This window comes from Yersinia thracica (assembly GCF_902170565.1).
Taxonomy (GTDB): Bacteria; Pseudomonadota; Gammaproteobacteria; order Enterobacterales; family Enterobacteriaceae; genus Yersinia; species Yersinia thracica.
The window spans coordinates 1-20,564 of record NZ_CABHXX010000015.1; the positions used below are offsets into that span (position 1 = coordinate 1).

Consider the following 20,564-nt stretch of genomic DNA (forward strand, 5'->3'; position numbering starts at 1 on the left):
GTTCCCGGTCAGTGGAGGCGCATTATAGGGAGTTCCTGACAGCCTGCAACCCCTAATTTGAAAAAACTTTTCAACCGCTGAATCTTTAGTCAAAACGCCGCTAAATTGGCAGTTTTTCCAGCGTTGGGAAGCCATAACTCTGCAAAACGGGTAATAAAGCGTCAGTGCCTGTATTCAATGCCATGCAATACGCAATGTTTTCCGCCTGAGAAGAAACGACATTTTCCTGAGAAGAGATAAGCCAGGCGGTACGGCGAGCAATTGCAGCACCGGAATCTACCATTCGGGTGCCTTCTGGCAGCACTTGCGCTAACTCTTCAGTTAATAGAGGGAAATGAGTGCAACCTAAAACAATGGTATCTGGCGGTTCGCGCATAGCGAGCCACGGATGAAGGATTTTCTTTAATGCTTCCGGCGGGACTGCCCCACCATGCAGCTTGGTTTCTGCCAACTCCACCAGCTCGGATGATCCCAACAGCTCAATTTTGCAATCTGTGGCAAAACGTTCAATCAAATCCAAGGTATAAGAAGCATGAACTGTGCCGCGGGTAGCCAGTAGGCCGACAACACCATTCCGCGTGAGCCGTACCGCAGGTTTAATCGCCGGAACAACACCGACGACGGGGAAATCAAAACGTTCGCGTAAAGCAGGCAAAGAAACGGTACTGGCCGTGTTACAGGCGATAACCACAATCGCCAGCGGATGGCGCTGTTGTACCGCAGTGACAATGTCTAATACGCGCTCAACGATAAATTCACCTGACTTCTCCCCATAAGGGAACGCGACGTTATCGAAAGCATATATATAGTGGAGATCCGGCAGCAATTGCCGAATCTCTTGATAAACAGATAGCCCGCCAACACCGGAATCAAAAATCAGCGCTGTCGGGCGAGGAGCAGTATCAGCCTTAGAAGTTATAACTTCCTGTGAGGTAATACTCTCGTCCAGCGGTTTTATAGCCATAAGCCGTTTCGTATTCTTTATCAAACAGGTTAGCAATTCTACCACGAACTGTGAGATGAGAAGTAACCGGATAACCAGCTGAAACGTCTACTGTGCTGTAACTCGATAATTCGCGCTGAGTCGGGTTATAAATCGAAGTGATGTTGTCATAGCGTTTACCGTAATATTGATAAGAGACGTCCATATCAAGATTGAACATCGTCCAATCTAACTGATACTTAGCCTGTTGCTTAGAACGGCGAGCTAATACCTCATTATTCAAATCATTACGCGGGTCAATATATTGCAAGGTAACCGCATGCGTAAATATGCCGGTAGTGAGGTTCCCCGTCCATTCCACGCCTTTGATGGTCGCAGAATTGACATTGTAGTATTGCCCCTTGAAGGTTGAGTTATCAAAGGAGTAATCAATCAGGTTTTCAATTTTGTTGTGATAAGCCGACAAGCGCCAATCAACCGGCCCAGTTACCCCTTCCAGCCCCGCTTCCCATTGGCGAGATTCTTCCGGTTTAAGGTCACTGTTTGAGATGATGTCGAAGCGCTGCGAGCCATATTGTTGGCCCAATGAAGGCGCGAGGAAGCCGGTTCCGTAAGATAAGGTCACGCGGTAATCCGGAACGAACTCCCAACCCACCGCTGTTTGCCATGTTTCATGCCAGCCAAATTGCTCATCTTTATCTCCACGGCCAGAAGCCTCCAGCGTGACATCGCCGAGTTTCTGCTGCCCACTGAGGTATAAACCGGTGTTATCCCGCTTATAAGTATCTGAGATAGTTTGGTTAGATGAGGTCAGGCGCTGCTGTTGCCAGTCCAGGCCCGCGCTCAGTGTTCCACTTTCAAAGCTGTAAGTGTTACCCCATTGCACATTCCGCTGATCCATATTATCCAGTGTGGTCGCCACGCCATAGCGGCCATATTGGCTGCTAAAGTTATAGTCCTTATATTTCTGATAGCTACCGACTAATTGGGAAGAATAAGCGCCCGATGCATAACGCAGCCCGGCATCATAAGTATGGTTATATAGCCGCTCTTCATCGCCGCTGTATGCAGGGGACGACAAGCCGCCAATATCGTAATCAGTATTGTTGGTATAACCATAACCTCTAACAAAACCGGAAATCTCTTGGTTAAACTGATGTTCCAACCCTGCCCAGAAGTTTTTATTGCGAAAACCGTCGCGATCACTATCAATTGGGTTTGGCGAGTCAGGCCTGATGTTATAGCCATTGGTGGTTTGATATCCACCCGCCAATGTAGCTAAGGTGTCACCAAAGCGCTGGCGAACACTGCCATCATATTGCTGATAGCCTTTAGAACCGACACCAGCATTAATCTGCGCACCTTCTTGGTCTGTTTGCGTAATCACGTTAATGACGCCACCAATTGCACCAGAGCCATACACCGCCGAGCGCGGCCCACGGATATACTCAATCCGCTGCACCAAGGAGATCGGGATTTGATCGAGATTGACACTATTGACGATACCGGTGCGAGCCAGTGGGATACCATCAATCAAGATAAGCACATGGCGCGCTTCCGTACCACGGATATACATAGAAGAACCCTGACCCAATCCTCCCATTTGAGCAATATCCACACCAGGCAAGCGGCGCATGACTTCATTAAGACTTTTTGCCTGCCAGCGCTCAATATCATCGCGCGTGACCACATCGGCAGGTGCCAATATTGTAGAAACCGGTTGTTTGAAACGACTGGCAGTAACTACTATTTCGTCTTTATTGCCGGCGGTGGTGTTGTCTTGCGCCCAGCCAGAAAATGCCGTCACAGAAAGGGCTGTGAACAGCGTATATTTTTTAATTGTCATAAAGCATCCAAACTCAAATAGCGGATGCCGCAGAGCCATGGCCGGTAGTACGCGACGACCACGAATATTGCGACGTATACCGGCAGGTTTTCGGGCTTGGGATCTCTGTTATCTGACTATAAATAAAACAGAGCGGGCGATGACTTCCCATCCTTACGGACAGTGTCTGGTTGAAACCTATCGCCGTAACATCCCCTTACCGCTGCGCGTCAGCTCCGGATTTACACCGGATTCCCTTTTAACTCTTAAGTGTTTAAATAACAGCTTGAGGCCGGAGTACAATGTTACGATCAAGTCAAATAGATATCTAGACTTCCATTGATGTAACAAATTAATAAACACAACAAACTGGACATCAGAGCTACTTTCCCTACAATCCGCAGCAATAAACCTTTTCATAATGTCCAGACGAGAAGAAACATGACTCCTGACATCCTGCCGACTGACGGCTACGAGCACCAATTGGCGGAAAAATCTGCCCGTCTTCAGGCGATGATGTCGCCGTTTCAGGCCCCCGCTGCGGAAATATTCCGTTCTCCCGCACAGCATTACCGCATGAGAGCCGAGTTCCGCGTTTGGCATGATGAAGATGACCTGTACCACATCATGTTTGACCAACAGACCAAGCAGCGAATTCGGGTTGAGCAATTCCCGGTCGCCAGTTTGTTAATTAATCGCCTGATGAGCGTACTGATGACCGCCATCAGAGCCGAGCCGATTTTACGACGCAAACTGTTCCAGATTGATTACTTATCGACTCTGAGCGGCAAGCTGATCGCATCTTTGCTGTATCACCGTCCATTAGATGAAGAATGGCAGCAAAAAGCGCGGGAACTGCGTGACCAATTGTGTGAGCAAGGCTTTGATTTGCAACTGATTGGGCGGGCATCAAAAACCAAAATCATGCTGGATCACGACTATATCGACGAAGTGCTGCCGGTTGCCGGGCGCGAGATGATTTATCGTCAGGTTGAAAATAGCTTCACCCAACCTAATGCTGCGGTGAATATTCATATGCTGGAATGGGCGATTGATGTCACCCAACATGCCAGCGGCGATTTATTGGAGCTATATTGCGGCAACGGTAATTTCTCACTGGCATTGGCACGTAATTTTGAACGCGTATTAGCGACTGAAATCGCCAAACCGTCAGTGGCGGCGGCGCAATACAACATTGCCGCCAATCACATCGATAACGTGCAAATTATCCGGATGTCTGCGGAAGAGTTTACCCAAGCCATGCAAGGTGTGCGTGAGTTCAACCGCCTGAAAGATATTGATTTAACTAGCTATAACTGCGAAACCATTTTTGTCGACCCACCGCGCAGTGGGTTGGATGGTGAAACCGTCAAGCTAGTACAAGCTTATCCGCGCATCCTTTATATCTCCTGTAACCCAGAGACCCTGTGCGCCAATTTGGAACAGCTGCAACATACCCATAAAATCAGCCGATTAGCGCTATTTGATCAATTCCCTTACACCCATCATATGGAGTGTGGGGTTTTGTTGGAAAAAAGAGACTGACGAAAAGCGGGAATCGGACACAAACAAAAGGGCAACGCAATGTTGCCCTTTTGATTTGGGGATATTGGTGAACAGAAAAGCTATTGCGGCTGCTGATTATCTGTATCCGTGCCGCTATCGGCATTGATATCTGTCTGCATCGATTTACGTGCTTTCAGTTTGAACAGAATCCAAAACACCAACGCCACACTTAAAATAGAAGGAACAAAGTTAGAGCCAATCGCCGGATGTTCAACCCGCACAATCGCGCTATACACTAGAATACCAAGTAAAAAACACGCACCCGCTAGCACCGGCAGACCTTGCGGCATGGCAAAATTGAGATAGCGCTGATGCAGACAATAAACCGCCAAAATTAATGCCAGCAGCGGAAAGATTGAAAAAGGAACAAATCCACTGAATAACGCGTTAAATGAGCCGTTTATTGCCAACCCCGTAATCAAGGCCAGCAGCAGTGTACCGGTTTCACGGTGAGACTGTTTTTCAGAGTGAGACTGTTTCTCAGAGCACGATTGTTCCATCATTTTTCTTACCTTTTCCTTATTAAGCACGGGATACGGCCAGCTTTTCCTGCTCACGACGATACCAATAATAAGCGCCTTTGGAGATCATCCGCAGTTGTAAAACCAAACGTTCTTCTAACTGTCGCCGTTGTTCAATATCCACGTCCAGCGCTTCTGCACCCGCACTGAACACTATTGTGACCATGGCCTCAGCTTGAGCTTCAGTGAAGCTGCGCGGCATGTGGTTTTCCAGCTCGAGGTAATCGGCCAATTCGGCAATAAAATGCTGAATTTCACGCGCAACTGCCGCACGAAATGCAGCGGAAGTCCCGGAACGTTCCCGCAGCAATAAACGGAATGCATTCGGGTTATTACCAATAAATTCCATAAAAGTTGAAACTGAAGTACGGATAACGCTGCCGCCCTTAGCAATCCGCTGACGAGCTTGCCGCATAAGTTGGCGCAACATCAGGCCGCTTTCATCGACCATTGTCAGCCCAAGTTCGTCTACATCACGGAAATGCCGGTAAAAAGAAGTCGGTGCAATACCCGCCTCACGGGAAACTTCCCGCAAACTCAGACTGGCAAAACTCCGCTCAGCACTCAGTTGGCTGAACGCCGCTTCGATAAGGGAACGACGAGTCCGTTCTTTTTGTTGTGCTCTGACGCCCATAATCGTACCCAAGGGATATCCAATTTCTTAATCTAAGACATATAGTCAGCAATATACCAAACTTTACAGTAACAACCGTTATACAAACGTATCATCCCAATACGGAATTGCCGTTTTACAGCAGACATCACGGTGATTTACCCATTGTTTATTGGGTTATACTTGGGATGATGTTAATGTGGCGTTGTAATTTTGTATAAAAACAGGTCTCTCCTACATGCAACAGCACTTCCATTTTGATGCCATTGTTATTGGCTCGGGTCCTGGCGGTGAAGGCGCCGCTATGGGGTTGGTCAAGCAAGGTGCCCGAGTTGCCGTGATTGAACGGTATAATAATGTGGGCGGGGGCTGCACCCATTGGGGCACTATCCCTTCCAAAGCTTTGCGCCACGCCGTTAGCCGAATTATCGAGTTCAACCAAAACCCACTCTACAGCGACAATGCCAGAACCATCAGCTCTTCTTTTGCTGATATCTTAAACCATGCGGATCGCGTTATTAGCCAGCAAACCCGTATGCGCCAAGGTTTTTATGATCGCAATCACTGCCAAATGTTCTCCGGTGATGCCAGCTTCATAGACGCCAATACTATCAATGTGCGTTATGCCGATGGCACCAACGATACACTGCGAGCCGACAACATCGTGATAGCGACGGGTTCACGCCCTTATCGCCCAGCAAACGTGGATTTTACCCACGAACGCATTTACGACAGTGATACCATTTTACAACTCAGCCATGAACCACAGCACGTCATTATCTATGGTGCGGGGGTTATTGGCTGTGAATATGCATCAATTTTCCGTGGTTTAAGTGTCAAAGTCGACTTAATCAATACCCGCGACCGCCTTTTGGCCTTCCTCGATCAGGAAATGTCAGATGCCCTCTCTTACCACTTCTGGAATAACGGCGTGGTTATTCGCCACAATGAAGAGTTTGAGCAGATTGAAGGCACGGTTGATGGAGTTATTGTCCATTTAAAATCGGGCAAAAAAGTCAAAGCCGACTGCTTGTTATATGCCAATGGCCGCACCGGTAACACCAGTGGTTTGGGCCTGGAGAATATTGGGCTCGAAGCCGATAGCCGTGGTTTGTTGAAGGTCAACAGCATGTACCAAACAGCGCTGCCCCATGTGTATGCTGTGGGTGATGTGATTGGCTACCCAAGTCTGGCTTCGGCGGCTTATGACCAAGGGCGAATTGCCGCGCAGGCGATGATCAAAGGCGAGGCGAATACTCACCTGATTGAAGATATTCCGACGGGTATTTACACCATTCCGGAAATCAGTTCGGTAGGTAAAACTGAACAGGATTTGACTGCAATGAAAGTCCCCTATGAGGTCGGCCGGGCGCAATTTAAACACCTCGCGCGGGCGCAAATCGTGGGCATGGATACCGGCAGTTTGAAGATTCTGTTCCATCGCGAAACCAAACAGATCCTTGGAATTCATTGCTTTGGTGAACGTGCGGCGGAAATTATCCACATCGGGCAGGCCATCATGGAACAAAAAGGAGAAGGCAATACTATCGAATATTTCGTTAATACTACCTTCAACTACCCGACCATGGCGGAAGCCTACCGAGTGGCGGCGCTTAATGGATTAAACCGCCTGTTCTAACTTTTGGTTTATAGCCTCTGAACTCATGCGCGGTTGCATGTGTTCACGTATCGCCTCGGCAAGTTGCTCATAGCGGCCACGCAATGGGGAACCGGGGCGGTACACCAACGCAATGGTGCGTTTTGGCACCGGTTTGTAGCATTCCAGATAACAAACGCCGTCGCGCTTTCTTTCATTCGGTACTGCCAGTGATGGCAATAATGTAATTCCGCTGCCCGCTGCAACCATGTTACGCAGCGTTTCTAAACTGGTGGCGCGGAAATGCGTGTCTTCTTCAGCGCCCGCCTGGAAGCAAAAACCCATCGCCTGATCACGCAAACAGTGGCCATCCTCCAGCATCAGCAATTTCTCGCCAGCCAGTTCATGCATCTGTACTTTGTCACGATTGGCCCATGGATGATCAGCATAAATTGCCAATTGCATCGGCTCATCAAACAGTGGAACTTCAATAAAGGCCTCGGTCTCTTTGACCAATGCCAAAATAGCGCAATCGAGTTTGCCGCTATCCAACTGGGCCAGAAGATTTTGGGTTTGTGCTTCGTGCAGATACATTTCCAGTTTCGGGAATGTTTGATGCAACATAGGAATGATTTGCGGCAATAGATATGGCCCAACAGTAGGAATCAGCCCAATATGCAGCGGGCCAGACATACTCTCACCCTGCAAACTGGCCATTTCTTTGAGCACTTTCACTTCCCGTAATACTGTTCTGGCTTGCTCCACCAGCAGTAATCCAGCCTGCGTAAACAGCACTTTCCGGCTGGTGCGTTCTAACAACATCACGCCCAGCTCATCTTCCAATTTACGAATCTGGCCACTTAATGTGGGCTGACTGACATGACAAGAGTCGGCGGCGCGCCGGAAATGCCTGAATTCAGCCAGCGCCACCAGGTATTCTAAATCACGAATATTCATCGGTGCTCCGCTTTATGATAGTCATTGACGATAGATAAGATAGCAACCAGTGATTAGAACTATCAAGTGATAAAATGAATAATGTGTCCCAACGAAGAGATACCCAGAAAAATTTAAATATTTCATTTTTTAATTAAGGAGTTACAGATGTTCACTAGTCAAGAAGGTAAAAAAATCCCACAAGTGACTTTCCATACTCGTCAGGGCGACCAGTGGGTTGATGTCACTACCGATGAATTGTTTAACAATAAAACCGTCATCGTGTTTTCACTGCCGGGTGCCTTTACCCCGACCTGTTCATCTAGCCATCTGCCGCGTTATAACGAACTGGCCGGTGTGTTTAAACAGCAGGGTGTTGATAGCATTCTGTGTGTGTCAGTCAATGATACTTTCGTGATGAATGCCTGGAAAGCCGATCAGCATGCTGAAAATATCACTTTCATTCCTGATGGCAATGGCGAGTTCACCAAAGGCATGGACATGCTGGTTGAGAAAGCGGATCTGGGCTTTGGTCCGCGTTCATGGCGTTACTCCATGCTGGTGCGCAACGGTGTGGTTGAGAAAATGTTTGTCGAACCAAACAAACCGGGCGACCCGTTTGAAGTGTCTGATGCTGACACTATACTGAAATATCTGGCACCTGATTTTAAAGTGCAGGAATCTGTTTCTGTCTTTACCAAACCGGGCTGCCCATTCTGCGCCAAAGCAAAACAAATGCTGCAAGACCATGGTATTCAGTATGAAGAAATCGTGCTGGGTAAAGATGCAACGACGGTCAGTCTGCGGGCTGTAACGGGTCGCGGGACTGTGCCACAGGTGTTCATCGGTGGTCGCCACATTGGTGGCAGTGATGATTTAGAAAGTTATCTGTCTGCTTAATACTATTAATAGAATGAAGATAATATGAATAAACTTGTAGGTAGGCTCCGGCCTACCCTTTTTTCTGGTTAGGAACAGACATGAAAACCTTAAACGTTGATGTCGCCGTGATTGGCGGCGGTACTGCCGGACTTGGCGCTTATCGCGCTGCCAAACTGTCGACCCCCAATGTGGTGATGATTGAAGGTGGCGAATACGGCACCACCTGCGCTCGCGTCGGTTGCATGCCATCCAAACTGCTGATTGCTGCGGCTGAAGCTGTACATCAGATTGAAAAAGCGCCCGGTTTTGGTATCCACCCGCAAGGTAAGATCTTGATTAATGGCCGCGAAGTGATGGATCGCGTGAAGCGCGAACGCGACCGTTTTGTCGGGTTTGTGTTGGAAGGTGTCGATAATATTCCAGCAGAGGATAAAATTCAGGGTTACGCCCATTTTATTGATGACAATACACTGCAAGTCGATGATCACACACGGATTATTGCGCAGCGTATTGTGATTGCCACCGGCTCTCGCCCAACTTGGCCTGCCGCCTGGAATGAGCTGGGTGACCGGCTTATCGTCAATGATGACGTTTTCAACTGGGATGACTTACCCGAATCAGTCGCAGTTTTCGGCCCTGGGGTTATCGGGCTGGAGCTTGGTCAGGCGCTGCATCGGCTCGGCGTTCAAGTCAAAATGTTCGGCGTGGGTGGCGGTGTCGGCCCCCTGACAGACAGCATTGTGCGCAATTATGCAGCAAAAACGCTGGGTGAGGAATTCTATCTCAATCCAGATGTAAAAGTTGAAGTGATGCAGCGCGAAGGGGACAAAGTCTTTATCCGCTATCTGGATGAGGCCGGTTCACCACAAGAAATTATGGTGGATTATGTTTTAGCGGCCACTGGTCGCCGTCCAAATGTCGATAAACTGGGGCTGGAAAATACCTCACTGGAGCTTGATGAGCGCGGCGTACCGCCCGCCGACCGGCTGACAATGCAGACCAGCGTGCCACATATCTTTATCGCCGGGGATGCCAGTAACCAATTGCCATTGTTGCATGAAGCCAGTGATCAGGCCCGCATTGCGGGGGTGAATGCCGGCGGGTTCCCTGAAGTGGTGCCGGGCTTACGCCGCAGCGTAATTTCAGTGGTGTTCTCTGATCCACAAATCGCGATGGTGGGCTCTACTTTCCGCGAGCTGTCACAAAAATTCAGTGCATGCGGTTGTTTTGAAATCGGTGAAGTCTCTTTTGAGAACCAAGGTCGCTCGCGTGTCATGCTGAAAAACAAAGGTATTTTGCGGGTTTATGGCGAACAGGGAACAGGTCGCTTCCTGGGTGCCGAGATGATGGGGCCGAGCGCCGAGCATATTGCACACCTATTGGCTTGGGCACATCAACAGCAAATGACCATCAATCAAATGCTGGATATGCCGTTCTACCATCCCGTTATTGAGGAAGGTTTGCGGACGGCATTGCGTGATTTGCAGTCCAAGTTAAAACTGGGCACTGACGAGGCGGAGCGTTGCCTGCGCTGCCCTGGTGAATAATATTTCTGCCTAATCTTTTCTCACTGATTAAACCGGGCTTTATGCCCGGTTTGTTTTTTTATCCTTTATTTCTCTAAACAGTTTCAAACGGCCCCCACCGTTCACCATTTTTTACTTTTTAGCTCAAAATCAATCGGCATAGCCAATGATATCTGCCCATTCGATAACAACCCAGCAGGCGGCTGAGGCAATGGTTGGGCGCGTTTAATCACGGCCAATGCTTCTTGATCTAAAGCCGCTGCCCCACTGCTCTTAATGAGTTTAACGGAGAGCACATATCCCTCTTTATTGACTACAAAACGGATAATCGCGTCTCCTTGTTGGCGCTGTTTTCTGGCACTGGGAGGATAGCGTTTAAACCCCGCCAGATGCCCTTGTAAGCGACTTTTCCAATTCATTTTACTCTTTTGATTATGCGCCGAATCACTGTTCGCGGCCGCCGCAACCTGGTGACTTTCGCCAGACAAGGGTGTGCTGGTTGTTACTGCGGGCGTAGAAGGTTTGCTTTGATTTTCAGGTGATTGCTCGCTGATAGGTTGGCGCGGTGTCATCACTTTTTGTTGTGGTCGCTTTACCTTGGTCGGCTCTTTTTTGTCGGCGTCTACCTTTCTTTCAACAACCAACGAAGCATTAGAGTGCTCGGGAGCTGTCAGCACTGGGCTGACATCTTCTGGTTGGTTTTCCAACTGCTCGACTATCGGCTCATTAGTATTTTGGGTGATCCCCACCACCGAGTCTTGCTCTAAGTTTTGGGTAAACTCCGGTTCTGTCGACAAAGCGAGCATCATTGCCACAGGAGAGACCTCTGTAGAGGGCGGGAGCATAAATGTGTTACTCAATAGCCATATCAGAGAAATATGGATACCGCTGGTAAATAAGATACTTCCCCACCAAAGTAAAATACTGCCGCTATCCTGTCGTTTTTTCATAAATTAAATCACTATATTCCTTTATTTTTAATCCGGTACCTCTCAAGAATTACTCTTCAGCAAAGGCGACATGCAGGCGGTCAGTGAGCGGTTTAAACAGATAATTAAGTAATGACCGTTCCCCTGTTCGGATAAAAATATCAACTGACATGCCGGGCCGGATTTCCAACTCAGTTTGCGTAATATCAATAGCGACTGTTAAGGGATAATAAGGCTCTAAAGTCTGAGGATGCTGTATCCGATCCGCACCAACATGCAATACAGAACCTTGTAAACGTGGAGTATTACTTTGATTAAAAGCAGAGAAGTTCAGATCTACTGGTAGCCCAATCACCACCTTATCAATTAAGGACACGGGAAGTTGAGCCTCCGCTAATAATGGCTGCCCACTGGGAACCAGCTCCATTAATGTTTGCCCGGTACTGACCACGCCGCCCACAGTATGTTGAGCAAGCGCGATAACCGTGCCACTGACCGGCGCGTAAATACGCGTGTTATCCAACTCATATTCCGCAACCCCCAAACGCAGTTCTAACTCTTGAGTGCTTTGCTGCGCTTTGGCCAGTTGCTCACGATTCTCACTTTTATATTGTTCACGCCGCTGTGAGATATGCTGCTCTGTTTCACCAATTTGCTTGTGAAGTTCCAAAATTTCACTGGTATTTTTCTCTATATTGGCACGCAGTGAAATCGCCTGCCGCTCCATCTCTAACAGTTGGCTTTGAGAAACATGACCATTTTTCGCCAATAACTGAACCCCCTGCAATTGCTGCTGGAACAAGTCAAATTGTTGCTGGTTATGGCCTCGCATGGTTTGTAATCCATCCAACTGGCTCTCGTGACGAGTAATTTGTGCCGATAGCCGAGCAATTTCACTCAGTTGAGCTTGGCGGCGATGATGAAAAAGCTGTTGCTGCAAAACAACATTGCGCTCAACTAAAGGCTGCGCGGGGTGTTGGAGCAACATCGGGGGGAAAGTAATTGTCGGCAATTCATGTTGTTCGGCAGTAAGGCGGGATTCCTGAGCAAGGGCGCTCAAATACTGATGCTGTAAGTTATCCCGATGACTACGCATCGCGGTATCATCCAGCGTGATAAGTAATTGCCCTTCCGTGACGTCATCACCCTCGGCAATATGCAATTGCTGAATACGTCCTCCTTGCAACGGTTGAACCAACTTACGATTTTCCGCGACAACAATATGCCCCGTAACAGCAATACCTTTATCCAAGGGTGCCAACCCCGCCCAAAGCAAAGAACCGATGAAACCGCCTATAACCAATAACCCGCCAAGGCTAAGATATCTCCCGCTATTGGTCTGAAGCGGTGGTGGGTTTTGATAAATATTCTTAGCCGAACTACGACCAGATTCAGGTAACATCGGTGACTTCTCCTTCCGTGGATATATTTAACATCATGATTTTTGTGATGCCGTGCGGGTTGGGACAGCACCATATGAGATACCGCTATTCCAAGACTTTTTACTCGCTGGTGTTTTGACTTCACCTTTAACCGTCGGCTTATCCTGCCCTTTAATCTGCTGTAAAACGGCTTCAGTACGATCGAACAATTCCACCCGCCCTTTATTGAGTAACAATAAGTAGTCACTATCTGATAATAACTCTGGCTTATGAGTGATCATCACAATGGTACAACCCTGCTGTTTGAGCCGGATAATGCTTTCTAATAAGGCTTTTTCACCTTCTTTATCCAAATTGGCATTCGGTTCATCCAACACAATAAGCCGTGGCATTCCATACATTGCCCGTGCTAAAGCAATGCGCTGGCGCTGGCCACCAGATAATGTCTCACCGCCCTCTCCTAGCTGAGAGTCATAGCCGCACGGCAGATGTAAAATTAAATCGTGAACCCCTGCCATCTGAGCCGCCGCGATGACTTTTACTGTGTCAATCGTGCCAAAGCGCGCAATATTTTCAGCAATCGAACCGCGAAATAGCTGAATATCCTGCGGCAGGTAACCAATAAATTGCCCCAAGTGGGCTTTATCCCATTGAGAGAGATTCGCGCTATCTAATCGTACCGAACCGCTGAAAGCCGGTTTACATGCGACCAACAGTTTCGCCAAGGTAGATTTCCCACTGCCGGATGGCCCCAAAACACCCAAAATATTACCGGGATGCAATTCAAAGTTGATGGAATATAAAATTGGGATATGTGTGCCCGGCTTACAAACAGTGAGCTGTGTTACGCTGAGTTTTCCTATTGGGGCAGACAAAACCATACCTGCAGGTACTGGTGGATGCTCCGCTAATAAATGGGCCAGACGCTGATAAGACAGCCGCGCCTGGCTCCATTGTTTCCAGACTGCAATTAACTGATCAATAGGCCCTAATACTCGGCCGATTAAAATTGAACCCGCAATCATGACTCCCGCTGTAATTGCGCCGTCAATGACCAGTAATGCACCTAGCCCTAGCATCATTGATTGCAAAGCATGGCGACTGGATTTAGAGGCCGCAGTCACCTGACTGCTTTTGTCACTGGCAATATTTTGTTGATAAAGAAAATATGAATGCTGGACTAACCAACGTCTGCGTAATACATCCAACATTCCCATTGCTTCAATAGCATCTGCATTGCGCAAATTCGCATTAGCTTGTTGCGTTGCTTGTGAGGTTATTGTGGAAGCTTCTTTTAATGACTTTTTACATACCCACTGGTTGAGCCAGGCCAGAAAAATCAACACACAAGCGCCGGATGCGGCTAATACACCTAACCAGGGATGGAGTACAAAAATAACCAATAAGTAAAGCGGGAACCAAGGAGCATCAAAAAAGGCGAATAGAGCATTGCCCGTCGCAAACTGACGTAAAGATGTCAGATCATTCAAAGCTTGGGCTGCTGGTGTTTTATGCCCCATAAGTTGAGATGCAAACGCGGCATTAAAGACCCGTTGATTAAGTTGCATATCAATCCGAGTCCCAAGCCGAATAACTATCGCGCTGCGAACCCATTCAAGTAAGCCGATAAATACAAATATTCCCAGTACCAAAATAGTGAGCATCAACAATGTCATGGTATTCGCTGACGCCAGGACGCGATCATAAACCTGCAACATATAAATAGCGGGGGCCAACATTAAAAGATTAATTACTGCAGTAAATAGCCCTATTCCCCAGAGACTCTTCTTATGATGAGCTAAAACAGAAAGAATAGTCAGAGACTCCGAAGAAGTCTCTGGGTTTTTATATGATTCCATGGCATCCATTCCCATACTAAAAGTAGGATTACTGTCTGAGTTAGCGCTGTTTTATTTCTCAAATATAATCATTCCAACCCTTGCTGATACAAATATAACCAACATCATCCAAGGTATGGCGGTGATATTATCAACTCACCCCAAAAATCACTTTCACAATCTTTATTAAGCCGCTAATAATACTTCAGCATTATCGGCCGCCCCGACAGTATCAATTACTGGCGTATCATTGACAACTTCGCTAGCGGCCTCAAACTGACTGGCAATGGCCATATCTTTAAGCGGTGTATCTACGTCAATACCTTGCTCCTTCAGCTTCTTCAGTATCGGTTCGGCATCGCCTCTTAATAAACTGTATACGCCGAGATCTTTACCACTTAGGCAGTCATGATGAAGATAGGAATGGAGCAACATATAAAACGAACTTTCTATATCATCTGCAATATCTAGCCCGTCAAATTTCAACTCCTCATTCTTAAGTCGATAATATATTTCATGATCAAGCTGATCTTTACTTAACTCAATATTAGAAAGAGGCAATATTTCCTCACCAAAATACAAACTTCCATTGATATCTGCAGTAATTTGCTGATTAAATAGATTATCACCTACCATCGAAGTGGTTGCTACATACCCTGTGGTTATCGCTACATTATTCTGCTGAGGATTAATTCTTCCATATGCATAGAGACTCCCTGAATTACCTGGGCTGTATGATCCCAACTGAAAAATATAATCTTCATCTGAATTATCAGATGGGGCTAGTGTCATATCGCCGAAATAGGTAGCCCATTGACGTGTATATGAAGAAATAGACTCATGACTGATTTTTTTATCATATGTAATAGTAACGGCCATAATAATATCCTTTTAATTATGCGGCTAATAACTCTTGGGGCACACCGACCGTTTCAATCTCGAATGTATCGGCCATAATATCGCTGGCAATATCAAACTGACTGGCGATAGCCATATCTTTAAGCGGAGTATTCACATCAATACCTTGTGATTCCAGCTTCATTAATATGGGTTCTGCATTACCTCTTAGTAAGTTGTATATTCCCAGATTTGTCCCACCCTGATAGTTTTCATCCTCATTCAGTACATAAGACAAAGTATAAATAGAATTAGTTATATCATCTGCAATATCTAATCCGCTGAACTCCAATTGCACTTGCTTAAGTTGCAGTTGTTCAAAAACTACACCTTTTAGATCAGGTATAGGGAGTAAGTTTTCACCTAATTCTAGACTCCCGCTAATATCTGGAATTAAGTGTTGATCAAATAAATCCTCTATATCTATATAGATGGTTGCGACAAATTCTGTCACTATTGCTGCTTTTTCCTGATCGTAAAGATGGGAACTGGCCGCAGCAATTTTTCTACCTGAGACTGGAGGGGAGGGTTTAGTGGAGGAGATAATACGATATTCTATATCTGGATTAATCAATACTATATCATCAAATTTAGTTGCCCATTGATGGAGATAGGATGAAATCGTTTCATTTCTAATTTGTGGCTGATACCTTATTTCCACAGTCATAATAGTATCCTTTCATTTGACCATTAAGAAAATATAACTCGTCATTGAGTCATATATCTACAGAATAAAATAAAATCACAATAACCACCGCCAGCAATATACGCCAAACCAACCAGAGTAGCTCGCGGTGGCTTTATTTTATTTATCTAGAAATGATATTATGATGGTCTTTATTACTATTATGCTGCCATCAGTATTTCGGTACCATCATATGACCCGATAGTATCAATAATAGGCGCATCAGCCATCATTTCACTTGTGGTATCCAACTGGCTGGCAATCGCCATATCTTTCAGTGGCGTATTCACATCAATACCTTTGGCTTTGAGGAGTTCCAATATTGGCTCGGCATTGCCTCTCAGCAAATTGTATGTGCCTTGATCCGCCCCATCTTGGTAGGGATTTCCTGGTTCAGCACGCATTGCACGAGACAATGAACAGACTGAATAATAAAAATCACCTTCAATATTTAAGCCATCGACCCTCAACTCCACTTGCTCAAGGTATTTAGCTGTATTATCAGTATTAGGAATTAGCGACTTACCAAACTCCAAGGATTGTATATAATTCCCGCTGGCCATTTTCCCATCGTCACCCATCAGAGTCCCGCCAATAATTACTGACTCGCTTTCATAAGGACTTTTAAACCCGGCAAAAGCGATTTTATTATTATTCGTATCAGTACCGCTAAAGAAATTATATAGTTCCTCGATATTACTGGCCTGAACCAAATCACCATAAGCAGTTGCCCACTGTTGAGTATAAGAAGAAAGGCTATAATCTGCAAATTGGCTATTATATTGAATACTTACTGTCATAATAATATCCTTTTAGTTGACAATTAATTCATGCCCCATCATTGAGTCATATATAGCTACAGAATAAAATAAAGCTACAATAACCACCGCGAGCAATATATGCCAAACCAACCAGAGTAGCTCGCGGTGGTTTTACTTTATTTATCTAAAAATGATATTATGATGGTCTTTATTACTATTATGCTGCCAACAATATTTCGGCACCATCATATGACCCGATAGTATCAATAATAGGCGCATCAGCCATCATTTCACTTGTGGTATCCAGCTGGCTGGCAATCGCCATATCTTTCAGTGGAGTATTGATATCAATACCTTTGGCCTGAAGTATTTCCAGCAGGGGTTCTGCATTGCCACGCATCAAACCATAAGTGCCTTTATGCATTTCGCCCTGATGATTTTCTACCATGGTTTTGTTAACATCATAGTCACCGGTAATATCTAAATTGCACAATTTCAGTTGCACTTGTTCAAGCTGTTTACCGATACCATTTTGATTATCATTCAAGCCTTCACCCAACTCTAAGCTTTCCATTTTGCCGTAGAAAGTATGCTGAGCAAAAGCGTACTTCAGCTCACCTTCAACAATCATCGCGGTACCCGTACCGTGAGAGCTACTCACTGAATATTGGGTCCCATCAAACCACCCGCCGCCGGCGAATTGACCAAAGTCTTTGGAATATCCTTCGGCCCCAGTATCTTTGATATCGCCATGCTTAGTGGCCCACTGCTGAGTGAAAGAAGAAAGGGTATCATTGGCAAATTGGCTATTATATTGAATACTTACTGTCATAATAATTTCCTTATATTAAACAACAAATATATGACTCATCATTGAGTCATTTCGACCCACAGATGAAATGGTATTTCACCTGAAGACTTTACATTCAATATTAATTATCTATGCTCTAGTTTTATATTAAAAACTAAAACTTATACTCAAAGCCACCCTGAATTGTTCGACCACGATTCGGAGTGAAAGAAATTGAATCACCATAACTAACAAGATAAGCGCGATTGGTTATATTTTCTATTGAAGTGCGCAAAATTAAATTATTAGTTATCTTATAACTGGCATAAAGATCAAATATAGTATATTTCGGCCAATCTGCAACATAAACGGTATTTACATTACCGTCATTACCAATAACTGAATTATCTTGGTGTCCTTTGTTATAACGAATAATGGTGCCGAGATCCAGCTTTTTATCAAATATTCTGCCACCTAAAGTTAAACTGCCGCGATCACCAGGCAAATAGGCGGAAGAACCAAATAAATTCCTTGCCGCCCTGCAATCAATAATATTATTTATATTATGAGCATCAATAGGATATGGCTTATTATTATTTCTATCCATTGTTTTCACCTCTCCTAGCCAAGCCCTTTTTGAACAAATAGAATTAATGCCAATCATTCTGGTATAATTAAGGTTGGTATAAAATAACCCCATATCATAACTTAATTGATACTCCAGCCCGCGAAATTGGGTGGACAGTAAATTATTAATATAGGTGGCATTAGCAAAACTGCCGCCACCGCGTAGCGGTTTTGTCTTGGCTAGCTCAAGATTGACATAATTGCTCACACGGGTATCAAAGTAGGCCAGTTTGGCCACCAGACGGTCTTCTGCAATAAACAGATTACTTTGCTGGATATTAATGCCGGCTTCCCAGGCTTTGGAATGCTCTGCTGCCAGAACAGGATTGGGTAAGATCCAACCATGACCATGGGCACTGCCGGTGGCCAGCACTTCGGTAATTGCCGGTGGTCGCCAGGACTTACCGTAATTGCCAAAAAATTCCAGCCATTGCACGCCAGGCTTGATACCAATGGCTGCCGTGGGGGAAAGTTGCTGTTCACGGCGATCGACCTCCCAGGCCATTGTTGTCAACCGGTCAGGTGAGCACCGTTGCCATTCTTTGATAAAATGTAGCTCGTGTATCTTGCTGTCGCAGGGGTTTTCACGGGTATAGGCACCGAGGAAATTTCTGCTCTGCATCCAGGTATTGCCCTGTAACCTAAATTGATCATGGCGCAAACCGCCTTCCAGCCGCAGCCAATCATCATAATCGTAATTCAACTGAGCAAAAGTGCTGGTAATGGTGCGTTTGCCGGGGGGGGTGATGCCCAGCATCGACGCATGAGTTGAGTTGCCAGAGGAGCGGTCACTAAACCACTCAAGACCATAATTGAGGCGGAATTGGTGGTGGTCTGCAAGGGTAAAGAAACTGGTGTTTTGCAGTTGTAAACCACGGGTGCTCAGCCGGGTTTGAGTCCAAAACTTTGTGCAAAAAACAGCATCTGAGCAGTACGTATCGGTTTCATCGTCAGTATCAACGTAATAGATTTTTGCCGTCATATCTAGCCAGGCGATATGTTCGGGTTTGAGGCTATAATCCAGCCCTATATTTCGGTTCAGAACATCACTTATACTGCTATTCTTCCAACCCATTTTAGTTCTACGATAGGGATCTGACTTATCCACCAGCGGCATTAACATACTGGCATTAGGACTATTTATTTGTGTTTGCAGATAACTGAATACCACACGCTGATCGGCGGGTAAATTCCAACCCAGTTTGACCAGTTGTGACTGCATTTTATAGTAGGCATATTCAACTTTGTTATTCTTAACTTCATTTCCTAAAACTTCGACGCCTCTTGGGCCAAAACGAATATCACCCAGAGTCCCTTTATTGCCCGGCCAATAATCGCCTAAATTGCGCTTACTGGCGGCAATTAATAGATCGCCATATTCATTACCCAGCGCCAGCGTGGCACTGCCAATAAAATTAGTGCCATTATCACCAGTCATAGCGCGGACTTTACCGCCTATTTCTTTACCCGGCTCAAGGAAATCACTGGCATTAATAGTATTAAAAGTGGCAACCCCGCCAATGACTCCCGCCCCGCCAACACCGCTGGGAGCGCCCTTTTCAATCACTACATTACTTAATATTTCCGGGTCGATATACATCACGCCGTTGCGTTGACCATGACCACTTTTCATAAAATTCTGCCGCATACCGTCAATATTCATATTGACGCGACCATAATCCTGAATGCCACGGATATTCACCGATAACGCCGGGTCTTGCTGACTAACACTGGAATAGACTCCCGGAGTTTGTTCTAATATATCTGCTGCATGGCGGGCTGGCCGGTTATCCATTTGTTCGCGAGATATTTCACTAACCGAATGGAGTTCATCATAAACCCAGTCACCCTCCTGAGCATGACTGGTTCCCTCTACTTTGAGCTTATCCAATACCATGTCATTTTCTTTCGATGATGGCACGGTATCATCAGCTTTGACATGCTCTGAATAGCCTTGTGCCGCGATCGCTAACAATATCCCAAATGCAATCTTATTCATTGCATTTATTGTCACTTTTTTATCTCTAACTATACTTTCCATTTATGAGATTTCATCCTTATTAATACAAATTAATGTATATATATTAATTATTGAGCATCACTTTAATTATATAAAATCTGATATAGGGCAATAGAAACCCACCCCGGATAATATAAATTCCCGAGGTATTGATATGTTATGGATTGATATGAAACAAATAAGTTAATGGAATTAATAAAATAAACCGTTAAAAAATACTAAATAT

The 20,564-nt window shown here is 45.7% G+C and carries 17 protein-coding genes and 1 riboswitch; of the genes, 4 read left to right on the forward strand and 13 right to left on the reverse strand.

Going from position 1 to position 20,564, the window contains the following annotated elements:
• Positions 1–100: 100 nt before the first annotated feature.
• Together murI and btuB are read right to left on the reverse strand one after the other, a co-directional pair.
• On the reverse strand, positions 101–964 hold the full coding sequence (murI, locus tag FTA91_RS02225; RefSeq protein WP_050114699.1) for a glutamate racemase: 864 nt from the start codon (positions 962–964) through the stop codon (positions 101–103).
• Positions 909–2,789 carry a TonB-dependent vitamin B12 receptor BtuB gene (gene btuB, locus FTA91_RS02230; protein WP_145535680.1) on the reverse strand — a complete coding sequence of 627 codons (1,881 nt, stop codon included), beginning with the start codon at positions 2,787–2,789 and terminating at the stop codon, positions 909–911. Before btuB ends, murI begins: the two co-directional genes overlap by 56 nt.
• A gap of 64 nt (positions 2,790–2,853) precedes the next feature.
• Positions 2,854–3,080: riboswitch (cobalamin riboswitch) on the reverse strand.
• 129 nt (positions 3,081–3,209) lie between these two features.
• On the opposite strand from btuB, the gene trmA reads away from it, so the two are divergent.
• On the forward strand, positions 3,210–4,313 hold the full coding sequence (trmA, locus tag FTA91_RS02235; RefSeq protein WP_145535682.1) for a tRNA (uridine(54)-C5)-methyltransferase TrmA: 1,104 nt from the start codon (positions 3,210–3,212) through the stop codon (positions 4,311–4,313).
• 80 nt (positions 4,314–4,393) lie between these two features.
• Here trmA and FTA91_RS02240 read toward each other — a convergent pair whose 3' ends face one another.
• Together FTA91_RS02240 and fabR are read right to left on the reverse strand one after the other, a co-directional pair.
• Positions 4,394–4,837, reverse strand: coding sequence for a YijD family membrane protein (locus FTA91_RS02240; protein WP_072082625.1), 444 nt, complete (start codon positions 4,835–4,837; stop codon positions 4,394–4,396).
• Positions 4,838–4,856: 19 nt separating this feature from the next.
• Positions 4,857–5,489, reverse strand: coding sequence for an HTH-type transcriptional repressor FabR (gene fabR, locus FTA91_RS02245; RefSeq protein WP_004714448.1), 633 nt, complete (start codon positions 5,487–5,489; stop codon positions 4,857–4,859).
• A gap of 217 nt (positions 5,490–5,706) precedes the next feature.
• Here fabR and sthA point away from each other — a divergent pair, with 217 nt between their 5' ends.
• Positions 5,707–7,107 (forward strand): Si-specific NAD(P)(+) transhydrogenase, encoded by a 1,401-nt coding sequence (gene sthA / locus FTA91_RS02250; RefSeq protein ID WP_050114703.1) that lies wholly within the window; start codon positions 5,707–5,709, stop codon positions 7,105–7,107.
• Here sthA and oxyR read toward each other — a convergent pair.
• Positions 7,090–8,022, reverse strand: a complete 933-nt coding sequence (oxyR, locus tag FTA91_RS02255; RefSeq protein ID WP_050114705.1) for a DNA-binding transcriptional regulator OxyR — start codon at positions 8,020–8,022, stop codon at positions 7,090–7,092. The genes sthA and oxyR overlap by 18 nt on opposite strands.
• Before the next feature lie 147 nt (positions 8,023–8,169).
• Between oxyR and FTA91_RS02260 the strand changes: the two genes are divergently transcribed.
• Together FTA91_RS02260 and FTA91_RS02265 are read left to right on the forward strand one after the other, a co-directional pair.
• Complete coding sequence (locus tag FTA91_RS02260; protein ID WP_145582840.1) at positions 8,170–8,901, forward strand: glutathione peroxidase; 732 nt, start codon at positions 8,170–8,172, stop codon at positions 8,899–8,901.
• An 80-nt stretch (positions 8,902–8,981) separates the two neighbouring features.
• A complete protein-coding gene (locus tag FTA91_RS02265; RefSeq protein ID WP_145582842.1) occupies positions 8,982–10,430 on the forward strand; it encodes a dihydrolipoyl dehydrogenase in 1,449 nt (482 codons plus the stop codon).
• 101 nt (positions 10,431–10,531) lie between these two features.
• Here the strand turns inward: FTA91_RS02265 and FTA91_RS02270 are convergent, their stop codons facing one another.
• The 8 genes from FTA91_RS02270 to FTA91_RS02305 form a co-directional block, all read right to left on the reverse strand.
• Entirely contained in the window at positions 10,532–11,359 is an 828-nt protein-coding gene (locus tag FTA91_RS02270; protein ID WP_174635189.1) for an energy transducer TonB family protein, read from the reverse strand.
• A gap of 49 nt (positions 11,360–11,408) precedes the next feature.
• Positions 11,409–12,740 carry an HlyD family type I secretion periplasmic adaptor subunit gene (locus tag FTA91_RS02275; RefSeq protein WP_050114711.1) on the reverse strand — a complete coding sequence of 444 codons (1,332 nt, stop codon included), beginning with the start codon at positions 12,738–12,740 and terminating at the stop codon, positions 11,409–11,411.
• A gap of 33 nt (positions 12,741–12,773) precedes the next feature.
• A complete protein-coding gene (locus FTA91_RS02280) occupies positions 12,774–14,579 on the reverse strand; it encodes a type I secretion system permease/ATPase (RefSeq protein ID WP_050114712.1) in 1,806 nt (601 codons plus the stop codon).
• 165 nt (positions 14,580–14,744) lie between these two features.
• Positions 14,745–15,437, reverse strand: a complete 693-nt coding sequence (locus FTA91_RS02285; RefSeq protein ID WP_145535684.1) for a heme acquisition protein HasA — start codon at positions 15,435–15,437, stop codon at positions 14,745–14,747.
• 16 nt (positions 15,438–15,453) lie between these two features.
• Positions 15,454–16,122 carry a heme acquisition protein HasA gene (locus FTA91_RS02290; protein WP_050114716.1) on the reverse strand — a complete coding sequence of 223 codons (669 nt, stop codon included), beginning with the start codon at positions 16,120–16,122 and terminating at the stop codon, positions 15,454–15,456.
• Positions 16,123–16,301: 179 nt separating this feature from the next.
• Complete coding sequence (locus FTA91_RS02295) at positions 16,302–16,940, reverse strand: heme acquisition protein HasA (RefSeq protein ID WP_050114720.1); 639 nt, start codon at positions 16,938–16,940, stop codon at positions 16,302–16,304.
• A gap of 178 nt (positions 16,941–17,118) precedes the next feature.
• The gene (locus FTA91_RS02300; RefSeq protein WP_145582844.1) at positions 17,119–17,733 is read right to left on the reverse strand and encodes a heme acquisition protein HasA; all 615 of its coding nucleotides are present in this window, start codon (positions 17,731–17,733) and stop codon (positions 17,119–17,121) included.
• Positions 17,734–17,866: 133 nt separating this feature from the next.
• Positions 17,867–20,359, reverse strand: coding sequence for a TonB-dependent hemoglobin/transferrin/lactoferrin family receptor (locus FTA91_RS02305; RefSeq protein ID WP_145535688.1), 2,493 nt, complete (start codon positions 20,357–20,359; stop codon positions 17,867–17,869).
• Positions 20,360–20,564 lie beyond the last annotated feature (205 nt).

What these genes read in the sequence shown, in the direction of transcription:
- FTA91_RS02270 (WP_174635189.1), bottom strand. Translation starts at nt 11,359, where the DNA reads ATGAAAAAACGACAGGATAGCGGCAGTATTTTACTTTGGTGGGGAAGT.
- FTA91_RS02285 (WP_145535684.1), bottom strand. Translation starts at nt 15,437, where the DNA reads ATGGCCGTTACTATTACATATGATAAAAAAATCAGTCATGAGTCTATT.
- trmA (WP_145535682.1), top strand. Translation starts at nt 3,210, where the DNA reads ATGACTCCTGACATCCTGCCGACTGACGGCTACGAGCACCAATTGGCG.
- fabR (WP_004714448.1), bottom strand. Translation starts at nt 5,489, where the DNA reads ATGGGCGTCAGAGCACAACAAAAAGAACGGACTCGTCGTTCCCTTATC.
- FTA91_RS02300 (WP_145582844.1), bottom strand. Translation starts at nt 17,733, where the DNA reads ATGACAGTAAGTATTCAATATAATAGCCAATTTGCCAATGATACCCTT.
- FTA91_RS02295 (WP_050114720.1), bottom strand. Translation starts at nt 16,940, where the DNA reads ATGACAGTAAGTATTCAATATAATAGCCAATTTGCAGATTATAGCCTT.
- oxyR (WP_050114705.1), bottom strand. Translation starts at nt 8,022, where the DNA reads ATGAATATTCGTGATTTAGAATACCTGGTGGCGCTGGCTGAATTCAGG.
- sthA (WP_050114703.1), top strand. Translation starts at nt 5,707, where the DNA reads ATGCAACAGCACTTCCATTTTGATGCCATTGTTATTGGCTCGGGTCCT.
- FTA91_RS02305 (WP_145535688.1), bottom strand. Translation starts at nt 20,359, where the DNA reads ATGGAAAGTATAGTTAGAGATAAAAAAGTGACAATAAATGCAATGAAT.
- FTA91_RS02290 (WP_050114716.1), bottom strand. Translation starts at nt 16,122, where the DNA reads ATGACTGTGGAAATAAGGTATCAGCCACAAATTAGAAATGAAACGATT.
- murI (WP_050114699.1), bottom strand. Translation starts at nt 964, where the DNA reads ATGGCTATAAAACCGCTGGACGAGAGTATTACCTCACAGGAAGTTATA.
- btuB (WP_145535680.1), bottom strand. Translation starts at nt 2,789, where the DNA reads ATGACAATTAAAAAATATACGCTGTTCACAGCCCTTTCTGTGACGGCA.
- FTA91_RS02240 (WP_072082625.1), bottom strand. Translation starts at nt 4,837, where the DNA reads ATGATGGAACAATCGTGCTCTGAGAAACAGTCTCACTCTGAAAAACAG.
- FTA91_RS02275 (WP_050114711.1), bottom strand. Translation starts at nt 12,740, where the DNA reads ATGTTACCTGAATCTGGTCGTAGTTCGGCTAAGAATATTTATCAAAAC.
- FTA91_RS02260 (WP_145582840.1), top strand. Translation starts at nt 8,170, where the DNA reads ATGTTCACTAGTCAAGAAGGTAAAAAAATCCCACAAGTGACTTTCCAT.
- FTA91_RS02280 (WP_050114712.1), bottom strand. Translation starts at nt 14,579, where the DNA reads ATGGAATCATATAAAAACCCAGAGACTTCTTCGGAGTCTCTGACTATT.
- FTA91_RS02265 (WP_145582842.1), top strand. Translation starts at nt 8,982, where the DNA reads ATGAAAACCTTAAACGTTGATGTCGCCGTGATTGGCGGCGGTACTGCC.